Raw genomic sequence first — 23,066 nt, forward strand, 5'->3', positions numbered from 1 at the left:
CCTACAATACCAGGATCGGATTCAGTGACCTCGGATAAGTCCAATCGTGCCGAGAAGCTCATCCTAGCGCTCGGCAACGCCTATATTCGTTGCCTATGCTGGCTGGTCGACCGCTCGCGGCGCCACGCGAATCGAGTGCTTTTGAGCACCCTGTTGCTAACCGCGGGCTTGGGCGCTTATATCGCTACCCACTTTGCCATCAACCCCGATACCAGTGGCATGCTCTCGCGCGATCTGCCCTTTCTGCAGCTGGATGCCGAATTCGATCGCGCTTTCCCCCAGCTCAGCCAGAACATCGTCGTCGTGATCGACGGGCAAACGGGGGGACTCGCGCGCAAGGCGGCCGTGCGGCTGACGCGCTGGTTCGAACAACATCCCGAGCTGTTTTCGGATATATATCAGCCGACTACCGGCGAATTCTTCGCCCGAAACGGACTGCTCTACCTTGAACCGAAAGCGCTGGAAGAGCTCGGCGACCGGCTCTCCCAAGCTCAGCCGTTCATCGCGCGTCTCGCGCAGGAACCCAGCCTGCGGAGTCTTTTCGAGCTGCTCGGGCAGGCCCTCGAGCGTCAGGCTGAGCACAACGAATCGCTGCCCGGCCTCACGACCGTCATCCAGGAACTCACGCGAACGGTTCATGCGCTGACAGACAACGCATTTTATCTGCTGCCCTGGGAGCGATTGGTGTTCGGTGAGGCCCGGCTGGAGCGCCAGCAGCGGCAGCTGATCCTGGTCAAACCGCGACCGCAGCCAAACGCCATTCAGCCTTTACAGCACGCCATTACTGCCACTCAGCAAGCCGTGCGCTCGCTGGGCCTCGAAGATACCCCCGGCGTGCGTGTGCGCCTTACTGGCGATGCCGTACTCGACAACGATCAGCTCGAAACAGCCGCCACCGGGATGACCTTCGCCATCGTGCTCTCGTTCGGACTGGTTCTCGGTCTGCTGCTGCTTGGCCTGCGCAACTGGCGGTTCGTCTTGGCGACGCTCGTCACGCTCATCGTCGGCCTGTTATGGACAACGGCGTTCGCCGTTGCCGCGGTCGGGCCGTTCAACGTCATCTCCGTCGCCTTCGCCGTTTTGTTCATCGGCATCGGCATCGATTTCGGCATTCAATTCTGCATGCGCTACCGCGAGGACTTCAGCTATACGCACAGGCTGAGCACCGCGCTGCGTCTATCCGCGCGCAATATGGGCGGGGCGCTCACTCTGGCGGCGGTCGCCGCCGCGGCGAGCTTCTACTCCTTCGTCCCGACTAGCTATGCCGGCATCATCGATCTGGGCATCATCGCCGGCACGGGGATGCTGATCGCACTGCTCGCCAACCTCACGCTCCTTCCCGCTCTGATGAGGGTGCTTCGCATCACTCCGAGCGCAAGCCACTTCAGGCAACGGCTACGCTACGCCCCGATACTTCTACGACACAGCGCATTGGGAATTACCGCGGCGGCCGTGCTGGCCGGCGTGGCCGCCATCCCGCTGGTGAGCCGGATTCATTTCGACTTCGATCCCATGCATCTGCAGGACCCCAATGCCGAAGCCGTCGAGACGTTTCGGGCACTGCTCGCCGAGAGTGAGTATTCACCGTACACCATAGAATTCTTGCGCCCCAGTCTCGCCGCGGCGAATGCGCTCGCCGCCCGTCTCTCGGCACTGCCGGCCGTGGCACACACCGTAACGCTGGCGAGCTTCGTGCCCGAAGCGCAAAGGGACAAGCTGGATATCATAGAGCGCATCGCAATCGTCATTCCGCCGTACACCCTGCTCCCATTACCAATGGATGACCCTCCGGACACCCGTGTTCTGCAAGCGGCCTTGGGTGATTTCCGAGACCGCCTGGCGCAATGGCCGGAGGAGCCCTCGGAATTGTCCGACGCCATCGGCGCCCTGCGCCGGGCAATCGACGCCTACGTGGTTCGCTTCGGCAACGCCCCGGAGAAAATCGAAGAGCTGCAGCGGCGCGTCATCGGCACGCTGCCCGCCGAGCTGGATCGCCTGCGGCTTTCCCTGCAAGCGCACGAGATCACCTTGGATGACCTTCCGGGTGAGCTTCGCGAGCGCTATCTCAGCAGCGACGGCCGCGCGCGCGCTCAGGTCTTCTCGAGCCTTGATCTCAATCGCATCCCGGAGCTGCGCCAATTCGTCACGCAGGTGCAGAGACTCGCTCCACAGGCAACGGGCACGCCGATACTGCTCAAGGAAAGCGGTGATGCCGTGATCGCGGCATTTCGCCAAGCCTCGCTGATTGCCGCCGCCGCAATCGTTGTGCTACTGCTGGTGGTCCTGCGTGACCCTTGGGATACCGTGCTCGCCCTGGCGCCTCTGGGACTCGCTGGTTTACTCACGGTGGCCAGCATGGAGATGCTGGCGATCTCCTTCAATCTGGCCAACATCATCGTGCTGCCGCTGCTGGTCGGGTTGGGTGTCGCCTACGGCATCTACTTCGTGCTGCGCTGGCGAAGCGGCGAGCCCATGGGCGAAGTGCTGTTGAGCAGCACGCCGGCCGCGATTTTGTTCAGCGCGCTGACCACCATGAGCTCCTTCGGCAGTCTGGCACTTGCCCCCGACCCCGGAGTGGCGATGCTCGGCTGCACGCTGAGCATTGCGCTCGGCTGGGTCTTAATTTGCACGCTTATCGTGCTCCCGGCGGTGCTGATGCTGGTTTCGCCGCATCACCACGGCGGCGTCGATACCCGCTGATCGCACTTGGCACTTGCGTCACCCGCAGCAACCTCGCGGTGCGCGACCGCGCCGCCTTGGTAATGTTATCCTTTTGGGTTGGACGGTCGAGGTGGCATTCACAAACATGGCACAGAAACAGTTCCAGCTCGTTCTGCAAGCCGCTCGCATGATCACACCGCGCGTGCGTGAGCTGACGCTCGTACGCGAGGACCGGAGCCCGTTGGATTACACACCGGGGCAGTTCATCACGCTGTTCGTCGAGGCCGACGGCCAGCGCCTGCGGCGCAGCTACAGCATCGCCAGCATTCCGGGCAGCGAGCCGAACGAGGTGCGCATCGCGGCGACCTTTGTCGACGGGGGGCGGGCGACGGCGCGGCTGTTCGCGATGGAACCCGGTGAACGCATCGAGGCGATGGGTCCCTTTGGCCGGCTCGTGTTGCGCGAAGACCCGCCGGGGCGTTACCTGCTGGTCGCCACCGGCACCGGCGTGACACCTTACCGAGCGATGCTGCCCGAGCTCGAGCGACGTATCGATTTGGAGGGTTTCCGGGTCGAACTGCTACTCGGTGTGCGCGCCCCGGAGGATCTCCTCTATGGCGAGGAGTTCGTTGGGTTCGCCAACCAATGCAGCGGTTTCACCTTTCGCGCCTGCTACAGCCGCGAGATGCCGGAACGAGCCGGCGAATTCGAGCACAGCGGTTATGTGCAGGGGCTACTGCCGCACATGGGGCTCAACCCGGAGCGCGATATCGTCTACCTTTGCGGCAACCCGACCATGATCGACGAGGCCACCGCCCTTTTGACCGAAAGCGGATTTTCGATGCCTAACGTGCGCCGGGAGAAATACGTCTCGTCGAATTGAGCGTCGTATTCCCGCCCGTGCGGGACTGCGCTTACCGGGCTTTATAATGCGCGCCGGCGGCCGGCTCAGCCCCTCTACGGCAGATCTCACTCCTTCGGGCGGCACTTGCGCAGCGCGGCCGTTCAATCGGCCGCCTCCCGCGTCTCGGCGAGTGCTCGCGGCCTGCTGCGCGACGCCATTACGGCCCCTGCCTTCATGCGGGTCGATCGCTGCTGTCAGAACGGCTTTGATCCGGCCGTCGCCGAGGCGCTCAAGCAGTCCACTAGGGCCGGCCTGCAACAACCGCCCGCGCCCGAAAACCCACCGCTGCTGGACGCCAGCACCGCGCCGGACGGCACCCAGAAATTCACCCAGGGGTTTGGGGCCGGCAGCCACCCTCCTTCAGTTTCTCGGGTACAGCGTTGAAGCTCCGCTGGGATGGAAGTACCGCGGCCTGCGCTCTAAGGCCGCTTGCTGAGAAACTGCTTACGCTCTTCCGGATCCTCGATGTGTGCCGCGAGGAGTTCATACAGATGCCCCAGACTAGCGGCTTTGTTCGCGGTGCGCTTCACCAGATACGAGGCCAGTGGGCCGATATGAACAGCCAACTGCTCCGTAACGGTAGAAAGCTCCTCCAACGTGGCACCGCCCGTCCCGCGATGCTCCGGTCGACGCGAGCCGCCATCGGCGGAGGCCGGCGTGCCGAGCGCCTGGAAGTCGCTCGAATCACCCGTTCGCGAGCCGCTACGTTCCCGCGCACTCGCCAGTATGCTCAATCGACGCACCCCCTTGTGCTCGACACCACGCATGAACGCTTTACGCTCAACCTCGCTCGGAATGTGTTTGGTGAGCCGATCGATGAGCTCATCCAGGGTCCTGGATTTGGCAGCTGTCGCCAGGATCAATCGTGAGGAAACCGGGCCGAGATAGCTCGCGAGCTCATCGTTGAGCAGATTCGCCGCGTGGGGCGTCAGGTAATGGGACGGATGGCTGGCCGGGGTGGTGGTTGCGGCGTCGATGGCTTGCTTGGCGCGTTGCTGGCTCACCCAGCGCCTGGTCTTGACGACCGTTACCGCCAGCTCTTCGGCTGGCGACTCATAGACGGTATGGGGTGCCAAAATGTGCTTGAGCTGGCGGCTGAAATCGTGCGCGCTTTGAAAACGCTCCTCCGGATGCAGAGCGAGCGCCGTCTTCAGGAGATTCTGAAACTGGGCCTGCTCGGCGGGGCCCAGCTCGGAGGGCGGCGGCAACGCCGCGAGGTCGGGTGTAGCGCCATTGCCCTGCATCAGGCTCTTACCGCTGATGAGCCGCAGCAAAACCATCCCCACTGCGTAGAGATCGGTGCGCGCATCGGTCGGCATGCCCTTTCTCGCTTCGGGGGACATGTATATCGGCGTACCGATGATATCGCCTGGCGCCGTCAGCTCGGAAGTCTCGAGCTTGGCGATGCCGAAATCGGCCACCTTAACCAGGCCGCTCTCCAGCAGGAGGATGTTCGCGGGTTTGATATCTCGATGAATCACGCCGCAGCGGTGCGCGTAATCCAGAGCAGCCAGTGTCTGCAGAATGATGTCCCCGATCTGGCGCAACGGAAGCATTTGCTCCGCCTTCATGAAGGAATGCAGATCCAGACCCTCGACATACTCCATTACGATGTAGGGGGAATCGTGGCTGATCCCGTAGTCGAACACGGTTACGATGTTGTTGTGCACACACCGCGCTGCCGCCCGAGCCTCCTGCTTGAAGCGCTGCATGAGGTCCAATCCCGCGCTCTGCGCCGCCAGGTATGGATGCATGACCTTGATCGCCACGATTCGATCGATGTCCCGATCGTAGCCTTTGTAGACCATGCCCATTCCGCCCTGCCCAATGACGGATTGGAGCTCGTACTTGCCTACCTTGTCGGGTACCATTATCTTTCCTGGTCGATTTCGGCCATCGAGCCATCCTCTGGCCTTACGGTCTTGCCCTCATGATCGCAAGGGCAAGGCCCTCGAGCCCGCCACGTTTTTATCGGATACACCAGGCGAGGCCTCGCGGCGTGGGTCAGCGTCAGTGCTTCACCGCAACGGCCAAGCCGTAGCCTAGCTGTTTGTCTCGTCCAACATCTTCACCGCATTAGCGAGGCTGCGATGCATCCGGTTAAAGGACCGGCCCAGCTGTGCGATCTCGTCCTTGCCGCTGATTTCCAGCTCCGCCACGTTCAAAGCACCCATGCTGATCTCGGAGGCCTTGCGCGACATCACTTTCACCGGACGAATAATTACAAACTCCAGCATGACGTTCAGCAAGATCGCCACCAGCAGGAAAACCACGAACAGCGCGCCGACGAATACCAAGAACGTCTTGTGCGCCCTCTCGAGGGGCACCGACATGGGCACCGTGACGATCTGCGCTCCAACCACCTCGCCTTGCTTCCAGCCGAAGCCGTTCGCCGATCCATAGCTTTCGATCATCGTCGGCGGAGCCGTCGCCGGCGCACCGTGGCAGGTTAAGCATGCCGGGTTGGTAATCCTGATGGGCCGGCTGAGATACATCGCCGGTCCGGTTGCGGTGGAGCGTACGCCGATAAGCTCGTCTTCCTTGTTATTATTGCGGTACCAGTTGACAATGTCCGCCTCCCACGCTGTCGCCCGATCCACCGGATTGGTCGGATTCAAAGTCGCTTCCCGATAGCTATAGTCCGGATATTTTTTCTGCAGCTGCTCGATGTACTTCCGCGCCGAATAGGCCGGCACGGTTTGTGGCCGGAATGCGCGCTTTTGCTGCAGAGCCAGCAGCGGACGAATTTCCGCCACCGTGTACTGCCTGACCGACAGCGCACTTTGCAGCATGATACGAGCGGCATCGAGCACTTCGTCCTTGGCCTTCTGCTCGAGGAAGCGATAGCTGAATAGCGACGCCAGGCCGATGCCGACCAATATGGCGAAGCTCAGTGCAAGGTTGAATTTAAGTCGCAGGCTCATGGGTCGCGTGTCACTCCCCTCAAGGCCGCGTCAATCGCGTGCGGCCTGTTGTTGTTTGGAACATGCCCGTAATGCCGCATAGGCATTGGCAAACCCGGCGAGATCGACGCTCGCCGTCTGCGTCTTGGTCTTCGGCCATGTCGGCCAGAACCCGAGTGCCACCGTCAGCGTACGGCCTTCAGCCATGCCCGATAGCACAGGAGCCTTGGTATATGCGGTTTGCTCATCAAGCAACTGTTCCGCGAACGGCGCCAGCGTCCGACCGTCGACACGCAACCCCTGCTTCGGGTAGCTCGTGTCGAGGTTCGAATCGCTCCTCACCCAAGCCCGTACCGTATTGATGCGCAACCACATCTTGGCGGGGTAATAGCCGTCGAAAATCGTAACCGTCGGCGAGAGCAGGACACATCGGTTTGTCCCGTCCACGACGTCCGGTTGCCGATCAAGCATCCAGCCATGATCCAACGACATCGGTAATATCCGGTCATCGAAGACCAGGTGGCTGAAATCGCGGGTCGCCGGGGCGGGAGGCGGCGCGCTCGGCGGCTCGCCAGCTTCCTTCTCCGAGGACTCCGGACTCGTCGACGGCGGCTTCGTTCCGGACTCGCTCGCGCCGGGCTTCGTCTCGCTTTCCGTCGAGCCGCGGCTTGCCTTTTCCGTCTCGCCGGACGCCGTCTTCGTGGCCGCCCGACTCTCCGACCCGACCGCCGGCGCAGGCGCCTTTGACTTCGACGGCGGCGTATCTTGCGTTTCGGTCGTAGCAGGGCGGGCGCGCTCGGCCGGGGGTTTATCGGATTTCTCCCCGGTGTCCGCACGCCGCGCCGTGCTCTGTGAAGCTTCGCGCTTGAGCACGTCCGGCCCGCTTTTGCCAGCGCCGGCCTCCGGTGCGCGACTGGATTCCACCTCTGAGGCGTCGGGCGCTTGCCGCCGTGTCACCGTTGCCCCGCCGCCCGCTTTGTCTTCGAGCGCTTGCGCCGGTGGCGAACCCGCCGCGCGCTCGATGTAGATGGTATCCGCCGCGATCACGTCGTCGCGGTAGATACCGACCGCGCGCAGGCGCGCCCCCACCTCAATATCCTCGACCGAGCCGCCGTAATAGCGCGTGGCCTCGTCCACCTCAACAATATGCTGGGCGAGCTGGAACTTGTGCCGCGATTTCAGGTCGGATGTATTTGTGACCCATGCAATCCCGGTGTCGGCGGGTCGGCGGATGACGGCTGGCTGGGTAACGGCTGCGGGCGGCTTGCTCACGGGCTCGGCCCGCGGCGGCGGTGCCGGCTGCGGTTCCGGTTCGGGAGTGGTCGCACAACCGTGTAGCAAGAACAACGCCGATACACCAAGTATCGAAATCAAGTACCTAGTCATCGTTGCACCCACCGCACGTCATTATTAATGTTCTCTAAAACACGTCATTTTGACAGGAATCACACCAAATAATAGCTCGCGCACGGTGGGCTTTCACCGAGACAGGGGGGCGAAATCGGCAAACCATGGACCCGACGCTCGTGCCGCGGCGACTGCGGGTATTCGCTGCTGCGCTTCTCAGTGCTTGAGCGGCGCGTTACGCCCGTCGGCGTAACCGCCATTCGGCTTCGTTAGTGGGACGCACCGTTGCCGGCGCACGCTTTTCAGAGGAAGAACGGCCGCCCGGCGTGTGCCGCGCCAGCCGGCCGCCGCAATTACCGCCGCCAGCGCATCCCGAGCGTCATCACCCGCCGCCCTCGATCACATACAAGCCGTCCGCGGCCGCCTGCCCGGCGGAATCTGCGAGGAACTGACTGACTTGGCTGAGCAGTAACGGCGGTTGCGTCGCACCGTCCGGCCCGACACGCGCGCCGCCATGCGCATAGTTGCTGCCGCCCAGTAGTGAAGCCCGCGCGCTCAAGCCGAAGGCATCGGCAAAGGGTGCCACCCATACGGGACCGTTGGAATAGCGATCGGATCGATAGGGCGATGAGGGGACGAGATCGGTGGGTGTCAATGGAACCGAGGTCCGCGCCCCGGCGGCGAGGCGGTCGAATAGCACCGCGTTGTTACCGGTATCCGAAAGGCTGTCGCCGAACACCACCAACTGACTGAATATCGGGCTGGCAAGCGCGGCGTGGAAACAATCGAACACAGCAGCAGAGCGATACAAATGCTCTTTTTCTTCATGGGCAGCCTCTGCGCTCTTCTTTTCGGGCTCTGCGTATCAGCGCGAACAGCTACACCATAGTTCACCCCAAAAGGCATGACTTCGAACGCGCCGGCGTGCGCGAGACGAGCACGGTGATCTTGCGATTTCAAGGCGGGCCCGTCGCCTCGCAAGCCCGCCCGAGCGCTTGCCCGCAGGGCGCTTCAGGACGACGCAATCGCACGCCGCAAGCCCTGTGAACGACCCGAACACACAGCGGTCAGCGCCCCTTGGGCCCCACGAAAAACCAGATAATCAAACCGAGCAGCGGCAGCAGCATGACCAAGATCACCCAGAAGACCTTGGCCCCGGTCGAGGCGGCGCTTTGTACGATGGAAATGATCGCCCACACATCGAGCACCAAGAGGATGAATCCGAAAAATCCAGTCACTTCAACACTCATGGCCGCGCTCCAAGGTTGTTATTGGCACAGTTTTCTTGCTCGCAGGAAGATTCTTGCCGATATCCGCTCGACCGCCAAGAGCCGTGCCGCGTTCCCGGACGATCCGGGTCTGCATCGGGAAGGCAGTTCACCGTCTGACCATCAGGCAGGTTGATTTCTCCGCGAGGCGGCGGACCCATCCCGAATCGTGCCCGCGACATCGCCTCGATGCCGCCCACTAGCGACTCGCCCAGAGCAAGCGCGGCCGCGGCCTTGCTGTGGCTGTAGAGGGTGAGATGGCGCACGGCCAGATCCCGCCGCCCCGCCTCGATGAGTCGGCGCGCGGTCGCCTCCTCGCTCGCCTGATCCGCCAGGAGGCTCGCCTCGAACCCCTCCAGCGTCTGCGTCACCGGCTGCAGAAAAGCACGCGGGTGTCGGCACGTGTAATACAAAAGCCGCTTGTAGACCCGCCCAACGAACACGCTCGCCTCCTGCATCTGAAAATCCGGGTTGAGAAAGGTGCGTGCGGCATTCTTGGTAAGGTAACGATGCTGGGCATACTCGGGTGGCACGTCGCGCACCCCGATCCACCAGGGCAAAAACGGCGCGGTAATTGCGCCGGTGGGCGCCACCCACAGCAGTGCGAGCTCGGCCGGAACATTGGAGCGCAGGGCCGCCACCTCACCGTAGCCGGCCTCGTCGTCTGACAGACGCGGGTCGCGTACCAACGCCATCAACTCTTTCACCGTGACCGGCGCCAGCGCCTCGAGGCGCTCTTCCAGCACCTTGGGCGACAGGTACTTGAGCCCCGGCTCACGCGCCGGCGCACCCTGGCGCCCGTAAACCGCATGCACGTTGAACGGCTTGCCACTGGCCGGCTCGTACCAGCCTTGCTTTACGGCGAAATCGATCAGGTGCTTCGCGCCCATGTAGTCGGGGTTGTCGCGGAAATCCAGCGGCACCCTTTCGATATAGCCCGGATAGAGCGCTCGCACCGCGTGCGGACCGAGGCGTTCCGCCACCCACAGCCCCTGACCACCGGCAAGCTCCCAGACCACCCACCCTTCCTTGGGATCCGCGATGAGATGCGTATTGCCGCCGTAGGTAGCGTAGCCGTAGTGCGCCACGAGAGCCCCGATCAAGGCAACGGCTTCCCGGGCCGTCTTCGCGCGCTCGAGCACGAGCCGCGCCAAGTCACTGTAGCTGAGCCCGCGCTGGGGCGTGGGCGTCATCGCCACCAACTCCCGGCGCGTCGGCGCCCAAACGTCGCGCACAGCGACTTGGTGCTCGTTCAGCCCGCCATTGGTCAGTGGCGGGGGAAAGCCGGCGAAGTCACTGTAAAACATCGAGATATAACGGAAGGTTTCGCGAACCTGGGGAATTGTGGTTCGCTCACCGGGAATGCGGGCCTCGGATGTAACACCCACCTCGAGTGTCGCCCCGTGCGGGTACTCACGGCGCGGAACGATTTCCAGCCAGTGGCTGGAGACTTCCTCGCCATTGCCGCCCACCAGCACGCTGCCTTGCGCGCTGAGCTCGCGCCCCACGTAGAACGCGTAGCTGGCCTCGGCCGGCATCGCCAGCCATCCGACCCCGAAGGCAATGATCGCACCGAGCACGGTACTCACTGCGCGAGCTGACCGTGGCGTGAGCCACCACCGGGCACCCATGCTAGGGCCTACCGACGATGGTCGTGGCAACGGCTACTCGCGAGCCCTCGCCGGCCTGGATCACGCCGGGTCCCGTCATTGACCCACCCCCCAACCCATATCGCTCGCGCACTCGTGACGGCTGAAAGAGACCCTCGCTGCGAGTCTGGAAGTGCACGTCGACGACGATCGGCTCCGCCGGCCAGTCTGCCACGCGGCGCTCCGCTTGGTAGACACCCTTGTGCATCTGCGCGGCTCCCCGCAAGCGATGCAGCGGCTCGGTCTCGAGGTAGGCCACATAAACGATCCAGGCGCCGTCCGGGAGATTCGCCCGGCCTTCGATCGACAGACGAACGTCGCGGTGCACGGCACTGACCGTCAGATCCACGGCCTCTGGTGTGCTGCAGCCGCTCGCACCCAGCACGGCCGCCGCCAGCACCGTCCCGGCAACCGCCGTAGACGGGAACGATACTTGCTTCGCGCATCGATCCATGTGGATAAGGCTCCCCTGCCATGTGGTATCGTCATTCGTGGAGTTTGGGGAATGTGAAGCTGCCATTCTCACTTTAATGCATGAGCCGACACGCAAAATTGTTCATATCGATATGGATGCATACTATGCGTCCGTCGAGCAGCGCGACGACCCGAAACTGAGGGGAAAACCCGTCATCGTGGCCTGGCAAGGCGCGCGCTCCGTCGTCTGTGCGGCAAGCTATGAGGCACGCCGCTTCGGTGTGCGATCCGCGATGCCGGCGGCCCAAGCGGAAAGGCTGTGTCCACAGGCTATTTTCGTTGCGCCGGACTTCATTCGATACAAGGCCGTATCGCGGCAGATTCGCGAGATCTTTTCCCGTCACACCGACTTGATGGAACCCCTATCCCTCGATGAGGCGTACCTGGACGTTACGACCGATAAGCAGGAACTCGGCAGTGCGACCGCGGTTGCCGAATCGATTCGCGCCGCGATCCGCCAGGAACTCTCTCTTGCGGCCTCCGCCGGCGTCGCCCCCAACAAGTTTCTCGCAAAAATCGCATCGGATTGGCGCAAGCCCAACGGCCTGTTCGTAATTCGGCCCCAGCAGGTGACGACGTTCCTCACTCCCCTTCGCGTCGGCTGTCTTCCGGGTGTCGGCAAAGTCATGGATCAGAGGTTAGCGCAAATGGGAGTCGCCACGGTGGGCGAGTTGCGCAGGGTACCGCTGGCCGCATTGGAATCTCGCTTCGGCCAATGGGGCCGTCGACTGCACGAGCTCTCCCGTGGCATCGACGAGCGGGCGGTGACCACGCAGCGCCCGGCGCTACAGGTATCCGCCGAAGATACATTCGAACGCGATCTGCGGCTAAACGAGACCGAGCCGCATATCCGCCGACTCGCCGAAAAGACATGGCTTGCCTATCAAAAGCACTCAGCGCGGGTGGCGCGGGTTGTCGTGCTCAAGCTTAAGACGGCGCAATTCAAAACGCTCACGCGCCGTCTTACCCTGCGCCTTCCTCCCACCACGGCGCACGATGTTGCAGACCTCGCCTGGGGGCTGCGCAGCCGAGTCGGCCTTCCCGAAAACACGCGCTACCGCCTAGTCGGTGTCGGCTTATCGGGGCTGGTCGATGCCGATCAATTTAGCGCACAAGGCGATCTCTTCACGGAGAATATTTGGCCGGCGGCGCGCGCTGACGTCTCATAAAGCGCTCTTGCCACGCGGTGCAACGCCGCGGCGCTACCCTGATGGTCCCGCATCCAAACAAAGGCATATCACCCACGCCGTGCCGTAATCAGCGGCTCGCTCAAGCCCCCTGCCCTTTTCACGGGGTTGACTACGGCATCCATCTGGTCGAGCATCGCGGCGACCCCAGCGGTCACCGTTGAACAACCGACGTCTTCCAACCATCACACCATAGCGAGCATGGGCATGCTGTCGACCCGGGCTGCCATCGTATCCGTATTCGCCCTGTTGCAAGTGGCGGACGTTCATCGGCGAGATCTTAGCTGATGGGTGAAGCGACGAGCGCCGCGCGCAGACCCTTCGATGCTCGTCTGGCCAGATGGCTGGCGATGGCGCTGCGCAATACCCCATTCACACCCAATCACATCACCACGCTCGCGCTGCTCGCCGGCCTGGCGGCCGGCGGTTTGTACGCGAGCGGCAATGCGCTGGCCGCCGACCTGGGCGCCGCGCTGTTCCTGATCGCCGCCCTGCTCGACCACGCCGACGGCGAGCTCGCGCGCATGACGAACAAAGGCGCCGCTTTCGGTTACTATTACGACCATCTCTCGGGCGCGGTGACCTACGTTGTGCTCTTCTCCGGTATGGGGGTGGGCTTGCGCACCGAGCTCGGTCCGCCTGCCATCGCTTTGGGTATCGCCGCCGGTCTGGGGGTCGCGGGTATATTCACCTTACGCTTCGCGATGGAGCGCAGCCGCGGTCGCAACAGCTTCGTCCAGCCGAGCGCAAGCGGCTTCGAGCTCGAGGACATCATGTATCTCGTGGGCCCCATTACCTGGCTGGGTGCCCTGCAGCCGTTTTTGATCGCTGCCGGATTCGGCGCCCCCGCGTTCGCCCTCTGGCTCGCCTGGCAGTTCCGCCGCGACAGCGACCCCTTCCGCGGCGCAACATGACCGTGTACCGGAGCCCCACCCCCACGCACGTCAGCGCGCCCCGGCAGCGCCAGCCGGCGGTCGGGTACCGGCCGGGGGCAGCATGAGCCAGCGTAAAGACCTGACCCCGATCGCCATTCAGTCCGGCAGCCGCCCGAGTTGGTGGCCCCGCACCAAGGCCGGCATTGCCGAGGTCTGGTTACCTTTTTCGCTCGCCGCCGGCACCACGTTGCTGATTGCCCTGGTGCTGCAGCAGGGCGTGAGCGACGTGTGGACCGCGTTCGCGACGGCGGGTTGGGGCTTGGCGCTGGTGGCGGCCTACCACCTGGTGCCAATGATCGCGGATGCCTATGCCTGGCGGCCCCTGTTCGCCGCGACCCCACGACCGAGTTTCATCACTCTGACCTGGGTCCGATGGCTGGGCGAGTCGGTTAATACCTTGTTGCCAGTGGCCCAGATTGGCGGGGAGGTGATCCGCAGCCGACTCTTGGCGCTGCGCGGTATACCCGCCAGCCACGCCGGCGCGGCCGTAGTCGCCGACGTGACGCTTGGCCTGTTCACGCAGATCGCCTTCACGCTGCTCGGCATCGGTCTGCTCTTGGCCACGCTCGGCACCGGCCAGTGGATTTGGCCGGCGCTCGGCGCCGCGCTGCTGATGGCCATGCTGGCAACGGCGTTTTACTTTGCCCAGCGACGTGGTCTGTTCGCGGCCGTGGCAGGACGCCTGGAAATCCTGATCGGCACCGATCGGCTGGCACCGGCGACCGGGGCCCGGGATCTCGATGCCACGCTCACGGCGATCTACATCCGACGTGCAGCCGTGGCGCGCGCCGCGGCATGGCGGCTGACCGGCTGGTTGGCCGGTGCCGGTGAGGTTTGGCTGGCGCTTTATTTCATTGGCGCTCCGGTGGGCCCGGTCGAAGCGCTGATTCTGGAGAGTTTGGGCCAGGCGGTGCGCGGGATGGCCTTCCTGGTGCCGGCGGCGCTGGGCGTGCAGGAAGGCGGGTTCGTGCTGATCGGCAGTCTGCTCGGCATCAGCCCCGATGTGGCATTGGCGCTATCGTTGGTCAAGCGGGTGCGCGAGCTCGCCCTCGGCATTCCCGGTTTGGTGGTATGGCAAGCGCTCGAGAGTCGAACCGGCTGGCGACGCCTGCGAGGTCTGCAGGACTGAGGAAAAACCGCGTGGGGGTGACATGATTGCGGTGATACTCGCAGCCGGCGTCGGCAAGCGGCTAGGACCGATCGGCGGCGATCGAATACCCAAGTGCCTGCTCTCGTTCGCGGGCAAGACGCTCTTGCAGCGCCACCTGGAATCCCTGCAGCGATGCGACGTTGCCGAGGTGGTTCTCGTCACCGGTTATCGCCACGAGCTCATCGAAGCCGAAACCGCCCGCCTCGCTCGCGTGCCGCAACCGCGCCTCGTGCACAACTCCGATTACGAACAAGGCAGCATGGCGAGCCTTTGGGCCGCCCGGCAATGGCTGACCCTCGAGCAGCCGATACTGCTCATGGACGCCGATGTCCTCTATGATATCCGCATTCTAGAGCGCCTGCGCCGCTCCGAACATACGGATTGCTTTCTGCTCGATCGTGACTACGAGCCCGGCGCCGAGCCCGTTAAACTCTGCGTGCGGCAGGACCGGCTGGTGGAATTTCGCAAACGGATCGACTCGCGATTGGAATACGATTACAGCGGCGAATCGGTGGGTTTCTTTCGCTTCTCGCCCGCGAAGGCGCGGCATCTCGCTACCGCCGTTCACGAGTATATCGAAGCCGGGCCCCCGGACACGCCGCACGAAGAAGCCGTGCGTGATCTATTGTTGGCCGCGCCGCAAGACTTCGCCTTCGAGGACATTACCGGCCTACCCTGGATTGAGATCGATTTCCCGGAAGACCTCGCCCGAGCCGAAGCCGAAATCCTGCCGCGGCTTACCGAAGGAATAGGTAATCTGCAATGACGACGTTCCCGCCGAAACCGCCCCACAGCCGGTGCCGAGCACTGCGCGAGTTATTGTACTCGCCGCGCCTGGAATACTTATTGGAGGCGCACAATGGTTTATCCGCGCGTATCGTCGAGGAGGCGGGCTTCTCCGGCATCTGGGCCAGCGGACTGGCGCTGTCGGCCCAGTATGGGGTTCGTGACTCCAACGAGGCGAGCTGGACCCAGGTACTGGAGATGGTCGAGTTCATGGCGGACGCCACCACGATCCCGATCCTGCTCGACGGCGATACCGGCTACGGTAATTTCAACAACATGCGCCGGATGGTGTACAAGCTCGAAAACCGCAATGTGGCCGGCGTATGCATCGAGGACAAGGTCTTTCCCAAGACCAATAGTTTCATCGCCGGCGAGCGTCAGCCGCTGGCGCCCATCGATGAGTTCTGCGGCAAGATCAAAGCGGGCAAGGACGCCCAGACGGACAGCGATTTCTGCATCGTGGCGCGAGTGGAAGCCTTGATCACCGGCTGGGGGATGGGCGAGGCGCTGCGCCGCGCCGAAGCTTATCGGGCCGCCGGAGCCGACGCCATCCTCATCCACAGCAAGCTCAGCCGTGCCGACGAGGTGCTGAGCTTTGCGCGCGAGTGGGCCAACCGCGCGCCGCTGGTTATCGTGCCGACCAAGTACTACAGCACACCCACCGCCGTCTACCGTCAAGCCGGCATCAGCCTGGTGATTTGGGCCAATCATATGCTGCGCGCGGGCGCGGCGGCCATGCAGCGGTTGGCCGCCGAGGTAGCGCAAAACGGCACCGTGGCCGACAGCGAGGACTGGATCACTCCGGTCAGTGAGATATTTCGCCTGCAGGGGGCGGACGAGCTCAAGGCCGCCGAGCGCATTTACGCGGGTGCGGCGGGCCCGACCAATGCCGTCATCCTCGCCGCCAGCCGAGGCGCGGATCTGGAGGCGCTGACGGCCGACCGGCCCAAGGCCATGCTGGACGTCGCCGGCAAGCCGGTATTGCAACGTCTGGTCGAGACATTGCGCCGCCAGCGCGTCAACGCGATCACCGTGGTTGCCGGCTATCGATCGGATGCGATCACCGTAGAGGGGATCGAGCGCATCGATAACCCGGAGTATAACGAAACCGGCGAGCTCGCCTCGCTGGCGTATGCCGAAACACGGCTGGGCGAGGACACCGTGGTGCTTTACGGCGATTTGCTCTTCCGCAGCCACATCCTCGGCGACCTACTGGAGGCGACGGGCGAGTTGGTGGTGGTCGTCGACTCCATGCCGCGCGCCAGCGAAGGGGGCGCGACTCACGACCCGGTGTGGTGCAGCGCGCCGGACGACCATGCCGTGTTCCAGCAGGAAGTCACCTTGGAGCACGTGGGCGAGGCCGGTGCGGTAAAAGGACCACCGCGTGGGTGCTGGGTTGGCATGCTGCGGGTACGTGGCGAGGGCCGGCGGTGGATCAACGAGGCGCTCGCGGAGCTGCGCGCGAGCCCGGCCTTCCATCGTCTGGGTCTGCCGGACCTGCTCAATCATCTGATCGCACGCGGCAAGACCGTGCGCGTGCTCTATACCACCGGCCGCTGGCTTAACGTCAACGACATGGAGGACCTGCGCCGCGCCGGTGACTTCGCATTTGGTGCTCGGCCATGATTGAGGCAGAAGAGTTCATCGCGGCGGCCCGGGCGCGCGGCTTTGCCTGGTATGGCGGTGTACCGTGTTCGTTTTTCACGCCGTTGATCAACGCCGTGATCGAGGCGCCGGGCTTGAGCTATGTCAGCGCGCCCAATGAAGGCGATGCGGTAGCGGCAGCGGCCGGCGTGGCGCTAGGCGGCGGACGCGGCGTGGCGATGATGCAGAACTCGGGGCTGGGCAACGCTGTCAATCCGCTGACTTCGCTTGCGTGGCCGTTTCGTTTGCCGTTGCTGTTGATCGTGACCTGGCGCGGGGCGCCGGACGTCGATGATGAACCCCAGCATCGACTCATGGGTGCGATCACTCCCGGACTGCTGGAGTCAATGGAAATCCCCTGGGAGATCTTCCCGACGCAGGCGGCGCAGATCGGGCCGGCGCTCGCACGCGCGAGCGAATACATGGCGGAGACCGGGCGGCCTTATGCCCTGCTCATGCGTAAGGGCACGGTGGCGCCCTATCCCCTGACCGCCAACCGCCGAACGCCGGCGCCCGAGGCACCCATCGAGGCCCCCGCACCGGGGTCATCGCCCGAGCCAACCTTACGCCGCGCCGAGGCGTTGGCGGCGCTCATCGAGCGCACGCCCCCAGCCGACACGGTGCTCATAGCAACCACTGGCTACACCGGACGCGAGCTCTATGCCCTGGCAGACCGGCCCAACCATTTGTACATGGTCGGTTCCATGGGCTGCGCCTCCGCGCTCGGCCTGGGGTTGGCCATGGCGCGGCCGGACTTTCGGGTCGTGGTGGCGGACGGCGACGGCGCGGCGTTGATGCGACTCGGGAACTTCGCCGTCGTTGCAACCTACGGCGCATCGAATCTCGTGCACTTGTTGCTCGACAACGGCATCCACGAGTCCACCGGGGGCCAGGACACGCTCTCGGCGGGGGTGTCGTTCGCCGGCATTGCGGCTGCCTGCGGTTATGCCGCGGTATTCGCCGGCCAGAGCACCGATGTGCTCGATCAGGCATTGCACGCGCGCAGCCATGGGCCGGTATTCGCACACTTGCGCATCAGCCCCGGGACGCCGAGTGATTTGCCGCGCCCGACACTGGAGCCGCAAGCGGTCAAGGAGCGCCTGATGGCGCACATGGGGAACCCAGCGTGATTCTGTTGAACCCCGGACCGGTCAACTTGAGCGAGCGGGTGCGCACGGCGCTGGCCGGACCCGACCTCTGTCATCGCGAGCCGGAATTCGGTGAACTGCAATCCGAGATTCGCCGCAATCTACTGGCCGTCTACGATCTCGACCCCGAGCAGTGGGCGGCGGTGCCGATCACCGGCTCGGGCACCTCGGCCCTCGAGGCCATGCTGGCCAGCCTGGTCCCGGCCTCCGGAGAGTTGCTGGTGGTGGCCAATGGGGTCTACGGCGAGCGGGCGGCCGAGATCGCACGCCGCCACCGCCTGCCCGTGAAAACATCGGCGCACCCATGGGAAGCCGCCGTCGATCTGGAGGCCGTGGAGCGGCATCTGGCCAGCGCGCCGCCCCCCACGCACGTCCTGGTCGTGCATCACGAGACCACCACGGGTCGGCTCAACGATCTGGCCGCAATCGGCGCGCTTTGCCGCGAGCTCGGCGCCGAGCTGCTCGTCGATGCGGTCTCCAGCTTTGGCGCCGAAGCCTTGGATTTCGAAGGTTGGGGCATCACCGCCTGCGCCGGGTCGGCCAACAAATGCCTGCACGGCGCCCCGGGAGCGGCCTTCGTGGTGACGCGCCGAGCGGCCCTGCCGCCGCCCCAGGCTGTCGCCTCGAGCCTGTATCTCGATCTCGGCGCCTACTGCCGCGCTCAGGACGCCGGCGATTGCCTGTTTACACCGGCCGTGCCGATATTCTACGCGCTTGCCGAAGCCTTGCGGGAGCATGCCGAGGGCGGCGGCTGGCGGGCGCGCCGCCGCCGCTACGAGTCGCTCGCGCGAGAGGCCGCCCAGGGGCTCGCGGCACTCGGTATCGAGCCACTACTGCCGCAGGCCGCCTCCTCGGTGGTTCTGCGCGCCTACCGTCTGCCGACCCGCTTGTCTTATGCGAGCTTGCACCATGGGCTCAAGGCGCGCGGCTTCGTGATCTATGCCGGCCAGGGCCGTCTGGCACAGGAAATCTTTCGCATCGCGACGATGGGCGAGATCACCGCGACGGATATCCAGGCGCTGCTCGTGGCCCTTGAGGAGTTGACCAAGGCGACTTCATCCGCGCCGGAAGGCATGGCCAATCCGCATGACTGAGACCGACGCGAACCGGGATTGCCGCCCGCTATTCGATCCATTCCCCGGCCGATAACACCGGATTCGTTCCGCCCGCCGACGGAAACCGCAACCGCACGGGCGGGCCGGGCAATTCGGTGAGCCTTTGCGTGGGGACCACAACCTCACGGGTTACAAATCGAGGCAAGGCGTCGTGCCGCTGCGCTCCAACTCCCATCGGGCGCACCAGCGACCGGCGCGGCGCTCGAGGATGAGGTAGTTGCGCTGCCCCGTGTAGATGGCCCGCTGCCCGGGGAGCGGGTGCAGGCGGATGGGGTGATCGGGCAACGGTGCTTCACCCAGGCGCGCGAGCATGCCGAGCCCGCGTGCATAGGCCGTAGGAGGCGGCGGGTGGGCGATGCCCGAGGCCACGAGTTGATGCAACGGCCCGCAACGGGTTTGCAAAGTGCCGCGCGTGGCCAGATGGATTTCGCCGGACAAAACGCTCACACGGGCACCGGGGCGCTCATGAACCTCGAGCAGCGCCGTGAGGAACGCCCGCCATTCGCTCCTGTGTGCCCGACTCTGCCATTGATCTCGCAGGTCGTCCTCGTACTTCTGCACGTGTGGGAATACCCTCATGGCGGCTTCCAGCCACGAAAGCCGCGGCCCCAGCGCCGGCACGCTCGAGAGCACGAACACATACTCATTGGTGACGGCGCCGAGCGCACGGCGCAAAGCCAACCAGCCGCGCTCGCCGAGCACACGGTTCGGGCGGCGCTCGGAGCGCAGATCGGGCGCGATGAGCTGGAGCCCCGGCAAGTGCAGCACCCAGGTCAAAGTCGCGCCGCTGCGCTCGACCATGATTTCGGGTAGATCATCGTCGGTGGCACCAAGCTGAAAGAGCAGGAAAAACTCCCGAGCGACCCGGAAAACGCTTCGGCCGATGGGTGAGTCGAGTTTGACGCTGGGCAGAGAACCCCAGCCGTCACAGATATCGTGATCATCCCACATGGCAAGCGAAGGGATTCGGGCCATCAGCCAGCCAGTGGCCGGTTGACGCAATAGTTCGAGGTGACGCGCAAGGAGATAGTCGCGCAGCGCCTCGGTCACGTCTCCGGAGCCAGAGGCAACGGCAGTGCAACGGCGTTGCTTGCGCCAGGCGCGCAGCGCCGGGTGAATATCGAGCATCTCGTCGGCGTAGAGCTGATCACCCCCCTGCAGCAGCAGCTGAAACGGGCGCTCGGCGTGCTGTTTAGCCAGCCGCCGCCAGAGCGTGTTTCGCTCGGCCACGGCGCGATCACGATCACCATATTCCATGCCATCGCACGATACGTAGGCCAAGCGCAGGTCGGAATCGACGGCGGCGTTGACCGCATAGCGCTCGCCCTCGAGACAGTACTCGGCTTCGACGGTTGCCGGCAGCGAGAACGTATAGCGCCAGACGCGCAGACCACCCCGCCGGTAGAGCATTTGCGCGGGAAACTGGCCGTCTCGGGTAATGAGCTTTCCGACCGACGTCTGCGCCGGACGAATCAGCAATGCCGCGAGCTGCAACCGGCCACCGCGCAAGCCGCGGGCGAACAGCAAGGGCCCAACGGCGCCCGCTCGGTCATCACCGCGCAAGCACTCCGAGGGCTCGACTGTGGGAGGCGGCGTCATACGTTGACCCTGCACCCGCCTGAGGCGCACGCCATGATCCGTGCGGACGGTTTCGCAGGTACGCGAAGGCCGTGCGGGACAAGACCTTCGCGGTGCTTGCCTGGCGAGAAATTCCGTTGCGTTCGCGCATCCATTCAGAGACCTTTTCGCGGTAGCGCCCTTGCGGCCGAGACGCCTTTGAGCTGTCCCGCCTGAGCGAACTGCAACGCCACGATGCCAGCGACACCGACTACCCGGGACGCGGCCCGAGAAAGGTGGGTCAGTGCTCTGCGCCGAAGTGGGCCTCGGTGAGCGTTTCGCAGCGCGGAGCCGCCCATGTCACCCGTGGCGCGCTTTGCCTAGAAAGGGACGAACCGCTAAGCTGGCAAGGGTCAGAAAGCACTCGCTCTCTGTCACTACTCATCGTAGCCGGAGAAGAACCATGGCCAAAGCACGTGCGCGCCATATCCTGGTGCCAGAGGAAGAGCAGTGTCTGGAACTCAAAGAGCGCATCGAAAACGGCGAGGATTTCGCGGCCGTTGCCCGAGCGCATTCCAAGTGCCCCTCGGGCCAGAACGGGGGTGATCTCGGCGAGTTCAGCCAAGGGCAGATGGTTCCCGAATTCGACAGGGTCGTTTTCAGCGATGCGCTGAACGAAGTTCATGGTCCCGTGCGCACGCAGTTCGGTTATCACCTGCTGGAAATCCTCGATCGCACTGACTGAACCGGGAAACGGTCCCGCCACGGCTGGCCGGAAGGCAGACATGCCGGGTACGCCAGGAAAGGCACGCGGAGCGGCAGCGTGACTGGGGTAACGCCCCACCGGCGCTTTTTCGTGACCCCCCCTTCAGGACACATCAACCGCTACGCCAGCAGAGATCGGGAGGATGATTCTTGCGATGTTCGGAGTACAACGATGATCAAAGCACATGTGCGACATATATTGGTGCCTGAAGAAGAGCGCTGCCGTGAGCTGAAGGAGCGCATCGATAAGGGTGAGGACTTTGCCACCGTTGCCAATCGCTTCTCCCACTGCCCATCCGGCCACCGCGGCGGTGATCTGGGCGAATTCGGTGAGGGACGCATGGTCCCGCAGTTCGACGAGGTGGCGTTCAACGGCGAGTTGAACAAAGTCCACGGGCCGGTGCGTACCCAGTTCGGTTACCACCTGATCGAGGTGCTGAGCCGCGGCGAGAAGCAGGATTCGCCGCTCGCCGACCGGTGGAAGGAGGTAAAATACCGGTGTCAGTCGCTGTTGCGCTCGGTCTTCAACGCCCGGCGCTAGGCGGCACGCGAAGCCCTTACGGGTCACCGCCGCACCAGGCTTGCCTGTTTCATACTCAACCCAACCGCTTCGCAGGGGCTCATGGCGTAGCCGGCGCGCTGTGCTGAGAGTCAATGGTAAGCGATTTCGGTTTGGCTGCCCTGCTCCGGGCGTTCGTCCAACCGCTGACTTCGGCCCCACCACGAGATGAGCTTGTGGCTGAGCTTGGCGGCGGTCATATCGGAGACACCGGATGGGTCGGGCACCAGCTCGACGAGGTCACAGCCACGCAGCGCCAGGCGTTGATTGAACAGGCAAGCCTCAATGATGGCCAGCACTTGGTACCAGGACAATCCACCGGGTTGCGGCGTGCCGACCCCGGGAACCGCCCCGGGGTCGAACGCGTCCATGTCGATCGTGAGCCAAACCGGACCACTCAGGCCCGCAAGCGCATCGAGCAGGGAACGCCAGTGCTCCGGGTGTTGCAGCTGCCGATCGAGAAAGCAGCGGATGCCCGGATCACCCTCGATGCGCGCCGCCTCCTCGTCGAGCAGGGAACGCACCCCGGCCATCAGGATCTCGTGACCGGCTTCACGGACGTGGTGCATGGGGCAAGCGTGGCTAAACGGCGTGCCTTCGAATTCCCGGCGCAGGTCGGCATGGGCATCGAGCACCACGACGGTCCCCGGCTCGGACATACGCCCGGATACCAGAGCGGGAGTAATCGAGTGTTCGCCGCCGAGCGCCAGCAGTAACGGACGGCTTGGCAGCGCAGCCGAATAGCGCTGCAGGCGGCGGTGAAATGCATCCTCTTCCTCGCTTGGGCCTCTTTCGAAAGGGGGCAACACGGTGATGCCCATATGCTTGAATGGCGACCAGCGCTGGTCTTCATCGTAGTATTCGAGCTGCTCGGTCGCTGCCAGAATCGCCGCGGGTCCGCCCGCCGTTCCCGGCTTATAGCAGACCGTGCGTTCGTAAGGGACCGGCAACACGACCACATCGGTGTCCTCGAGCGAGCGGTTCGGCAACAGCTGGTAGCGCGGTTCGGGCATC

General features: G+C 64.2%; 21 protein-coding genes. 12 read left to right on the forward strand and 9 right to left on the reverse strand.

What is annotated here, in order from left to right; translation table 11 throughout:
- The first annotated feature begins 24 nt into the window (after nucleotides 1-24).
- The 3 genes from AC52Q4_RS13375 to AC52Q4_RS13385 all read left to right on the forward strand — a co-directional run bounded on the left by AC52Q4_RS13375 (nucleotide 25) and on the right by AC52Q4_RS13385 (nucleotide 3,949).
- Nucleotides 25-2,700 carry an MMPL family transporter gene (locus AC52Q4_RS13375; RefSeq protein ID WP_495537293.1) on the forward strand — a complete coding sequence of 892 codons (2,676 nt, stop codon included), beginning with the start codon at nucleotides 25-27 and terminating at the stop codon, nucleotides 2,698-2,700.
- A 106-nt stretch (nucleotides 2,701-2,806) separates the two neighbouring features.
- A complete protein-coding gene (locus AC52Q4_RS13380) occupies nucleotides 2,807-3,544 on the forward strand; it encodes a ferredoxin--NADP reductase (RefSeq protein WP_495537294.1) in 738 nt (245 codons plus the stop codon).
- A 195-nt stretch (nucleotides 3,545-3,739) separates the two neighbouring features.
- On the forward strand, nucleotides 3,740-3,949 hold the full coding sequence (locus AC52Q4_RS13385) for a hypothetical protein (protein WP_495537295.1): 210 nt from the start codon (nucleotides 3,740-3,742) through the stop codon (nucleotides 3,947-3,949).
- A 35-nt stretch (nucleotides 3,950-3,984) separates the two neighbouring features.
- Here AC52Q4_RS13385 and AC52Q4_RS13390 read toward each other — a convergent pair whose 3' ends face one another.
- The 7 genes from AC52Q4_RS13390 to AC52Q4_RS13420 all read right to left on the reverse strand — a co-directional run bounded on the left by AC52Q4_RS13390 (nucleotide 3,985) and on the right by AC52Q4_RS13420 (nucleotide 11,186).
- Entirely contained in the window at nucleotides 3,985-5,436 is a 1,452-nt protein-coding gene (locus AC52Q4_RS13390; RefSeq protein WP_495537296.1) for a serine/threonine-protein kinase, read from the reverse strand.
- A gap of 171 nt (nucleotides 5,437-5,607) precedes the next feature.
- A complete protein-coding gene (locus AC52Q4_RS13395) occupies nucleotides 5,608-6,444 on the reverse strand; it encodes a c-type heme family protein (RefSeq protein WP_495537297.1) in 837 nt (278 codons plus the stop codon).
- Nucleotides 6,445-6,519: 75 nt separating this feature from the next.
- Nucleotides 6,520-7,854, reverse strand: coding sequence for a hypothetical protein (locus AC52Q4_RS13400; RefSeq protein ID WP_495537298.1), 1,335 nt, complete (start codon nucleotides 7,852-7,854; stop codon nucleotides 6,520-6,522).
- Nucleotides 7,855-8,197: 343 nt separating this feature from the next.
- Nucleotides 8,198-8,626: an SGNH/GDSL hydrolase family protein gene (locus AC52Q4_RS13405; RefSeq protein WP_495537299.1), complete on the reverse strand. Its 429-nt coding sequence runs from the start codon at nucleotides 8,624-8,626 to the stop codon at nucleotides 8,198-8,200.
- 256 nt (nucleotides 8,627-8,882) lie between these two features.
- Nucleotides 8,883-9,065, reverse strand: a complete 183-nt coding sequence (locus tag AC52Q4_RS13410) for a PLDc N-terminal domain-containing protein (RefSeq protein ID WP_495537300.1) — start codon at nucleotides 9,063-9,065, stop codon at nucleotides 8,883-8,885.
- Nucleotides 9,062-10,672 (reverse strand): C69 family dipeptidase, encoded by a 1,611-nt coding sequence (locus AC52Q4_RS13415; protein WP_495537301.1) that lies wholly within the window; start codon nucleotides 10,670-10,672, stop codon nucleotides 9,062-9,064. Before AC52Q4_RS13415 ends, AC52Q4_RS13410 begins: the two co-directional genes overlap by 4 nt.
- Before the next feature lie 43 nt (nucleotides 10,673-10,715).
- Nucleotides 10,716-11,186, reverse strand: a complete 471-nt coding sequence (locus AC52Q4_RS13420; RefSeq protein WP_495537302.1) for a hypothetical protein — start codon at nucleotides 11,184-11,186, stop codon at nucleotides 10,716-10,718.
- 76 nt (nucleotides 11,187-11,262) lie between these two features.
- Between AC52Q4_RS13420 and dinB the strand changes: the two genes are divergently transcribed.
- From dinB to AC52Q4_RS13455, 7 genes are all read left to right on the forward strand, one after another.
- Nucleotides 11,263-12,375: a DNA polymerase IV gene (gene dinB / locus AC52Q4_RS13425; protein ID WP_495537303.1), complete on the forward strand. Its 1,113-nt coding sequence runs from the start codon at nucleotides 11,263-11,265 to the stop codon at nucleotides 12,373-12,375.
- Nucleotides 12,376-12,680: 305 nt separating this feature from the next.
- Complete coding sequence (locus AC52Q4_RS13430; RefSeq protein WP_495537304.1) at nucleotides 12,681-13,307, forward strand: CDP-alcohol phosphatidyltransferase family protein; 627 nt, start codon at nucleotides 12,681-12,683, stop codon at nucleotides 13,305-13,307.
- A gap of 82 nt (nucleotides 13,308-13,389) precedes the next feature.
- Entirely contained in the window at nucleotides 13,390-14,457 is a 1,068-nt protein-coding gene (locus AC52Q4_RS13435) for a lysylphosphatidylglycerol synthase domain-containing protein (RefSeq protein ID WP_495537305.1), read from the forward strand.
- A gap of 22 nt (nucleotides 14,458-14,479) precedes the next feature.
- The gene (locus tag AC52Q4_RS13440) at nucleotides 14,480-15,244 is read left to right on the forward strand and encodes a phosphocholine cytidylyltransferase family protein (RefSeq protein WP_495537306.1); all 765 of its coding nucleotides are present in this window, start codon (nucleotides 14,480-14,482) and stop codon (nucleotides 15,242-15,244) included.
- Nucleotides 15,241-16,890, forward strand: a complete 1,650-nt coding sequence (gene aepX, locus AC52Q4_RS13445) for a phosphoenolpyruvate mutase (RefSeq protein WP_495537307.1) — start codon at nucleotides 15,241-15,243, stop codon at nucleotides 16,888-16,890. Before AC52Q4_RS13440 ends, aepX begins: the two co-directional genes overlap by 4 nt.
- On the forward strand, nucleotides 16,887-18,038 hold the full coding sequence (gene aepY / locus AC52Q4_RS13450) for a phosphonopyruvate decarboxylase (protein WP_495537308.1): 1,152 nt from the start codon (nucleotides 16,887-16,889) through the stop codon (nucleotides 18,036-18,038). Before aepX ends, aepY begins: the two co-directional genes overlap by 4 nt.
- Nucleotides 18,035-19,150, forward strand: a complete 1,116-nt coding sequence (locus tag AC52Q4_RS13455; RefSeq protein WP_495537309.1) for a 2-aminoethylphosphonate aminotransferase — start codon at nucleotides 18,035-18,037, stop codon at nucleotides 19,148-19,150. Before aepY ends, AC52Q4_RS13455 begins: the two co-directional genes overlap by 4 nt.
- 150 nt (nucleotides 19,151-19,300) lie before the next feature.
- Here AC52Q4_RS13455 and AC52Q4_RS13460 read toward each other — a convergent pair whose 3' ends face one another.
- Complete coding sequence (locus tag AC52Q4_RS13460; protein ID WP_495537310.1) at nucleotides 19,301-20,770, reverse strand: alkaline phosphatase D family protein; 1,470 nt, start codon at nucleotides 20,768-20,770, stop codon at nucleotides 19,301-19,303.
- Nucleotides 20,771-21,191: 421 nt separating this feature from the next.
- Between AC52Q4_RS13460 and AC52Q4_RS13465 the strand changes: the two genes are divergently transcribed.
- Nucleotides 21,192-21,473, forward strand: coding sequence for a peptidylprolyl isomerase (locus AC52Q4_RS13465; RefSeq protein ID WP_495537311.1), 282 nt, complete (start codon nucleotides 21,192-21,194; stop codon nucleotides 21,471-21,473).
- Between the two features lie 192 nt (nucleotides 21,474-21,665).
- Nucleotides 21,666-22,034: a peptidylprolyl isomerase gene (locus tag AC52Q4_RS13470; protein ID WP_495537312.1), complete on the forward strand. Its 369-nt coding sequence runs from the start codon at nucleotides 21,666-21,668 to the stop codon at nucleotides 22,032-22,034.
- Nucleotides 22,035-22,144: 110 nt separating this feature from the next.
- Here AC52Q4_RS13470 and speB read toward each other — a convergent pair whose 3' ends face one another.
- Nucleotides 22,145-23,065 carry an agmatinase gene (gene speB / locus AC52Q4_RS13475; protein ID WP_495537313.1) on the reverse strand — a complete coding sequence of 307 codons (921 nt, stop codon included), beginning with the start codon at nucleotides 23,063-23,065 and terminating at the stop codon, nucleotides 22,145-22,147.
- Nucleotide 23,066: the final 1 nt, after the last annotated feature.

Source organism: Nitrococcus sp., from assembly GCF_059432795.1.

Bases quoted from the DNA above. Each gene is read 5' to 3' on its own strand.
- AC52Q4_RS13380 (WP_495537294.1), top strand. From the start codon at position 2,807: ATGGCACAGAAACAGTTCCAGCTCGTTCTGCAAGCCGCTCGCATGATC.
- AC52Q4_RS13385 (WP_495537295.1), top strand. From the start codon at position 3,740: ATGCGGGTCGATCGCTGCTGTCAGAACGGCTTTGATCCGGCCGTCGCC.
- AC52Q4_RS13390 (WP_495537296.1), bottom strand. From the start codon at position 5,436: ATGGTACCCGACAAGGTAGGCAAGTACGAGCTCCAATCCGTCATTGGG.
- AC52Q4_RS13400 (WP_495537298.1), bottom strand. From the start codon at position 7,854: ATGACTAGGTACTTGATTTCGATACTTGGTGTATCGGCGTTGTTCTTG.
- AC52Q4_RS13410 (WP_495537300.1), bottom strand. From the start codon at position 9,065: ATGAGTGTTGAAGTGACTGGATTTTTCGGATTCATCCTCTTGGTGCTC.
- AC52Q4_RS13420 (WP_495537302.1), bottom strand. From the start codon at position 11,186: ATGGATCGATGCGCGAAGCAAGTATCGTTCCCGTCTACGGCGGTTGCC.
- dinB (WP_495537303.1), top strand. From the start codon at position 11,263: ATGCATGAGCCGACACGCAAAATTGTTCATATCGATATGGATGCATAC.
- AC52Q4_RS13430 (WP_495537304.1), top strand. From the start codon at position 12,681: ATGGGTGAAGCGACGAGCGCCGCGCGCAGACCCTTCGATGCTCGTCTG.
- AC52Q4_RS13435 (WP_495537305.1), top strand. From the start codon at position 13,390: ATGAGCCAGCGTAAAGACCTGACCCCGATCGCCATTCAGTCCGGCAGC.
- AC52Q4_RS13440 (WP_495537306.1), top strand. From the start codon at position 14,480: ATGATTGCGGTGATACTCGCAGCCGGCGTCGGCAAGCGGCTAGGACCG.
- aepX (WP_495537307.1), top strand. From the start codon at position 15,241: ATGACGACGTTCCCGCCGAAACCGCCCCACAGCCGGTGCCGAGCACTG.
- aepY (WP_495537308.1), top strand. From the start codon at position 16,887: ATGATTGAGGCAGAAGAGTTCATCGCGGCGGCCCGGGCGCGCGGCTTT.
- AC52Q4_RS13460 (WP_495537310.1), bottom strand. From the start codon at position 20,770: ATGACGCCGCCTCCCACAGTCGAGCCCTCGGAGTGCTTGCGCGGTGAT.
- AC52Q4_RS13465 (WP_495537311.1), top strand. From the start codon at position 21,192: ATGGCCAAAGCACGTGCGCGCCATATCCTGGTGCCAGAGGAAGAGCAG.
- AC52Q4_RS13470 (WP_495537312.1), top strand. From the start codon at position 21,666: ATGATCAAAGCACATGTGCGACATATATTGGTGCCTGAAGAAGAGCGC.
- speB (WP_495537313.1), bottom strand. From the start codon at position 23,065: ATGCCCGAACCGCGCTACCAGCTGTTGCCGAACCGCTCGCTCGAGGAC.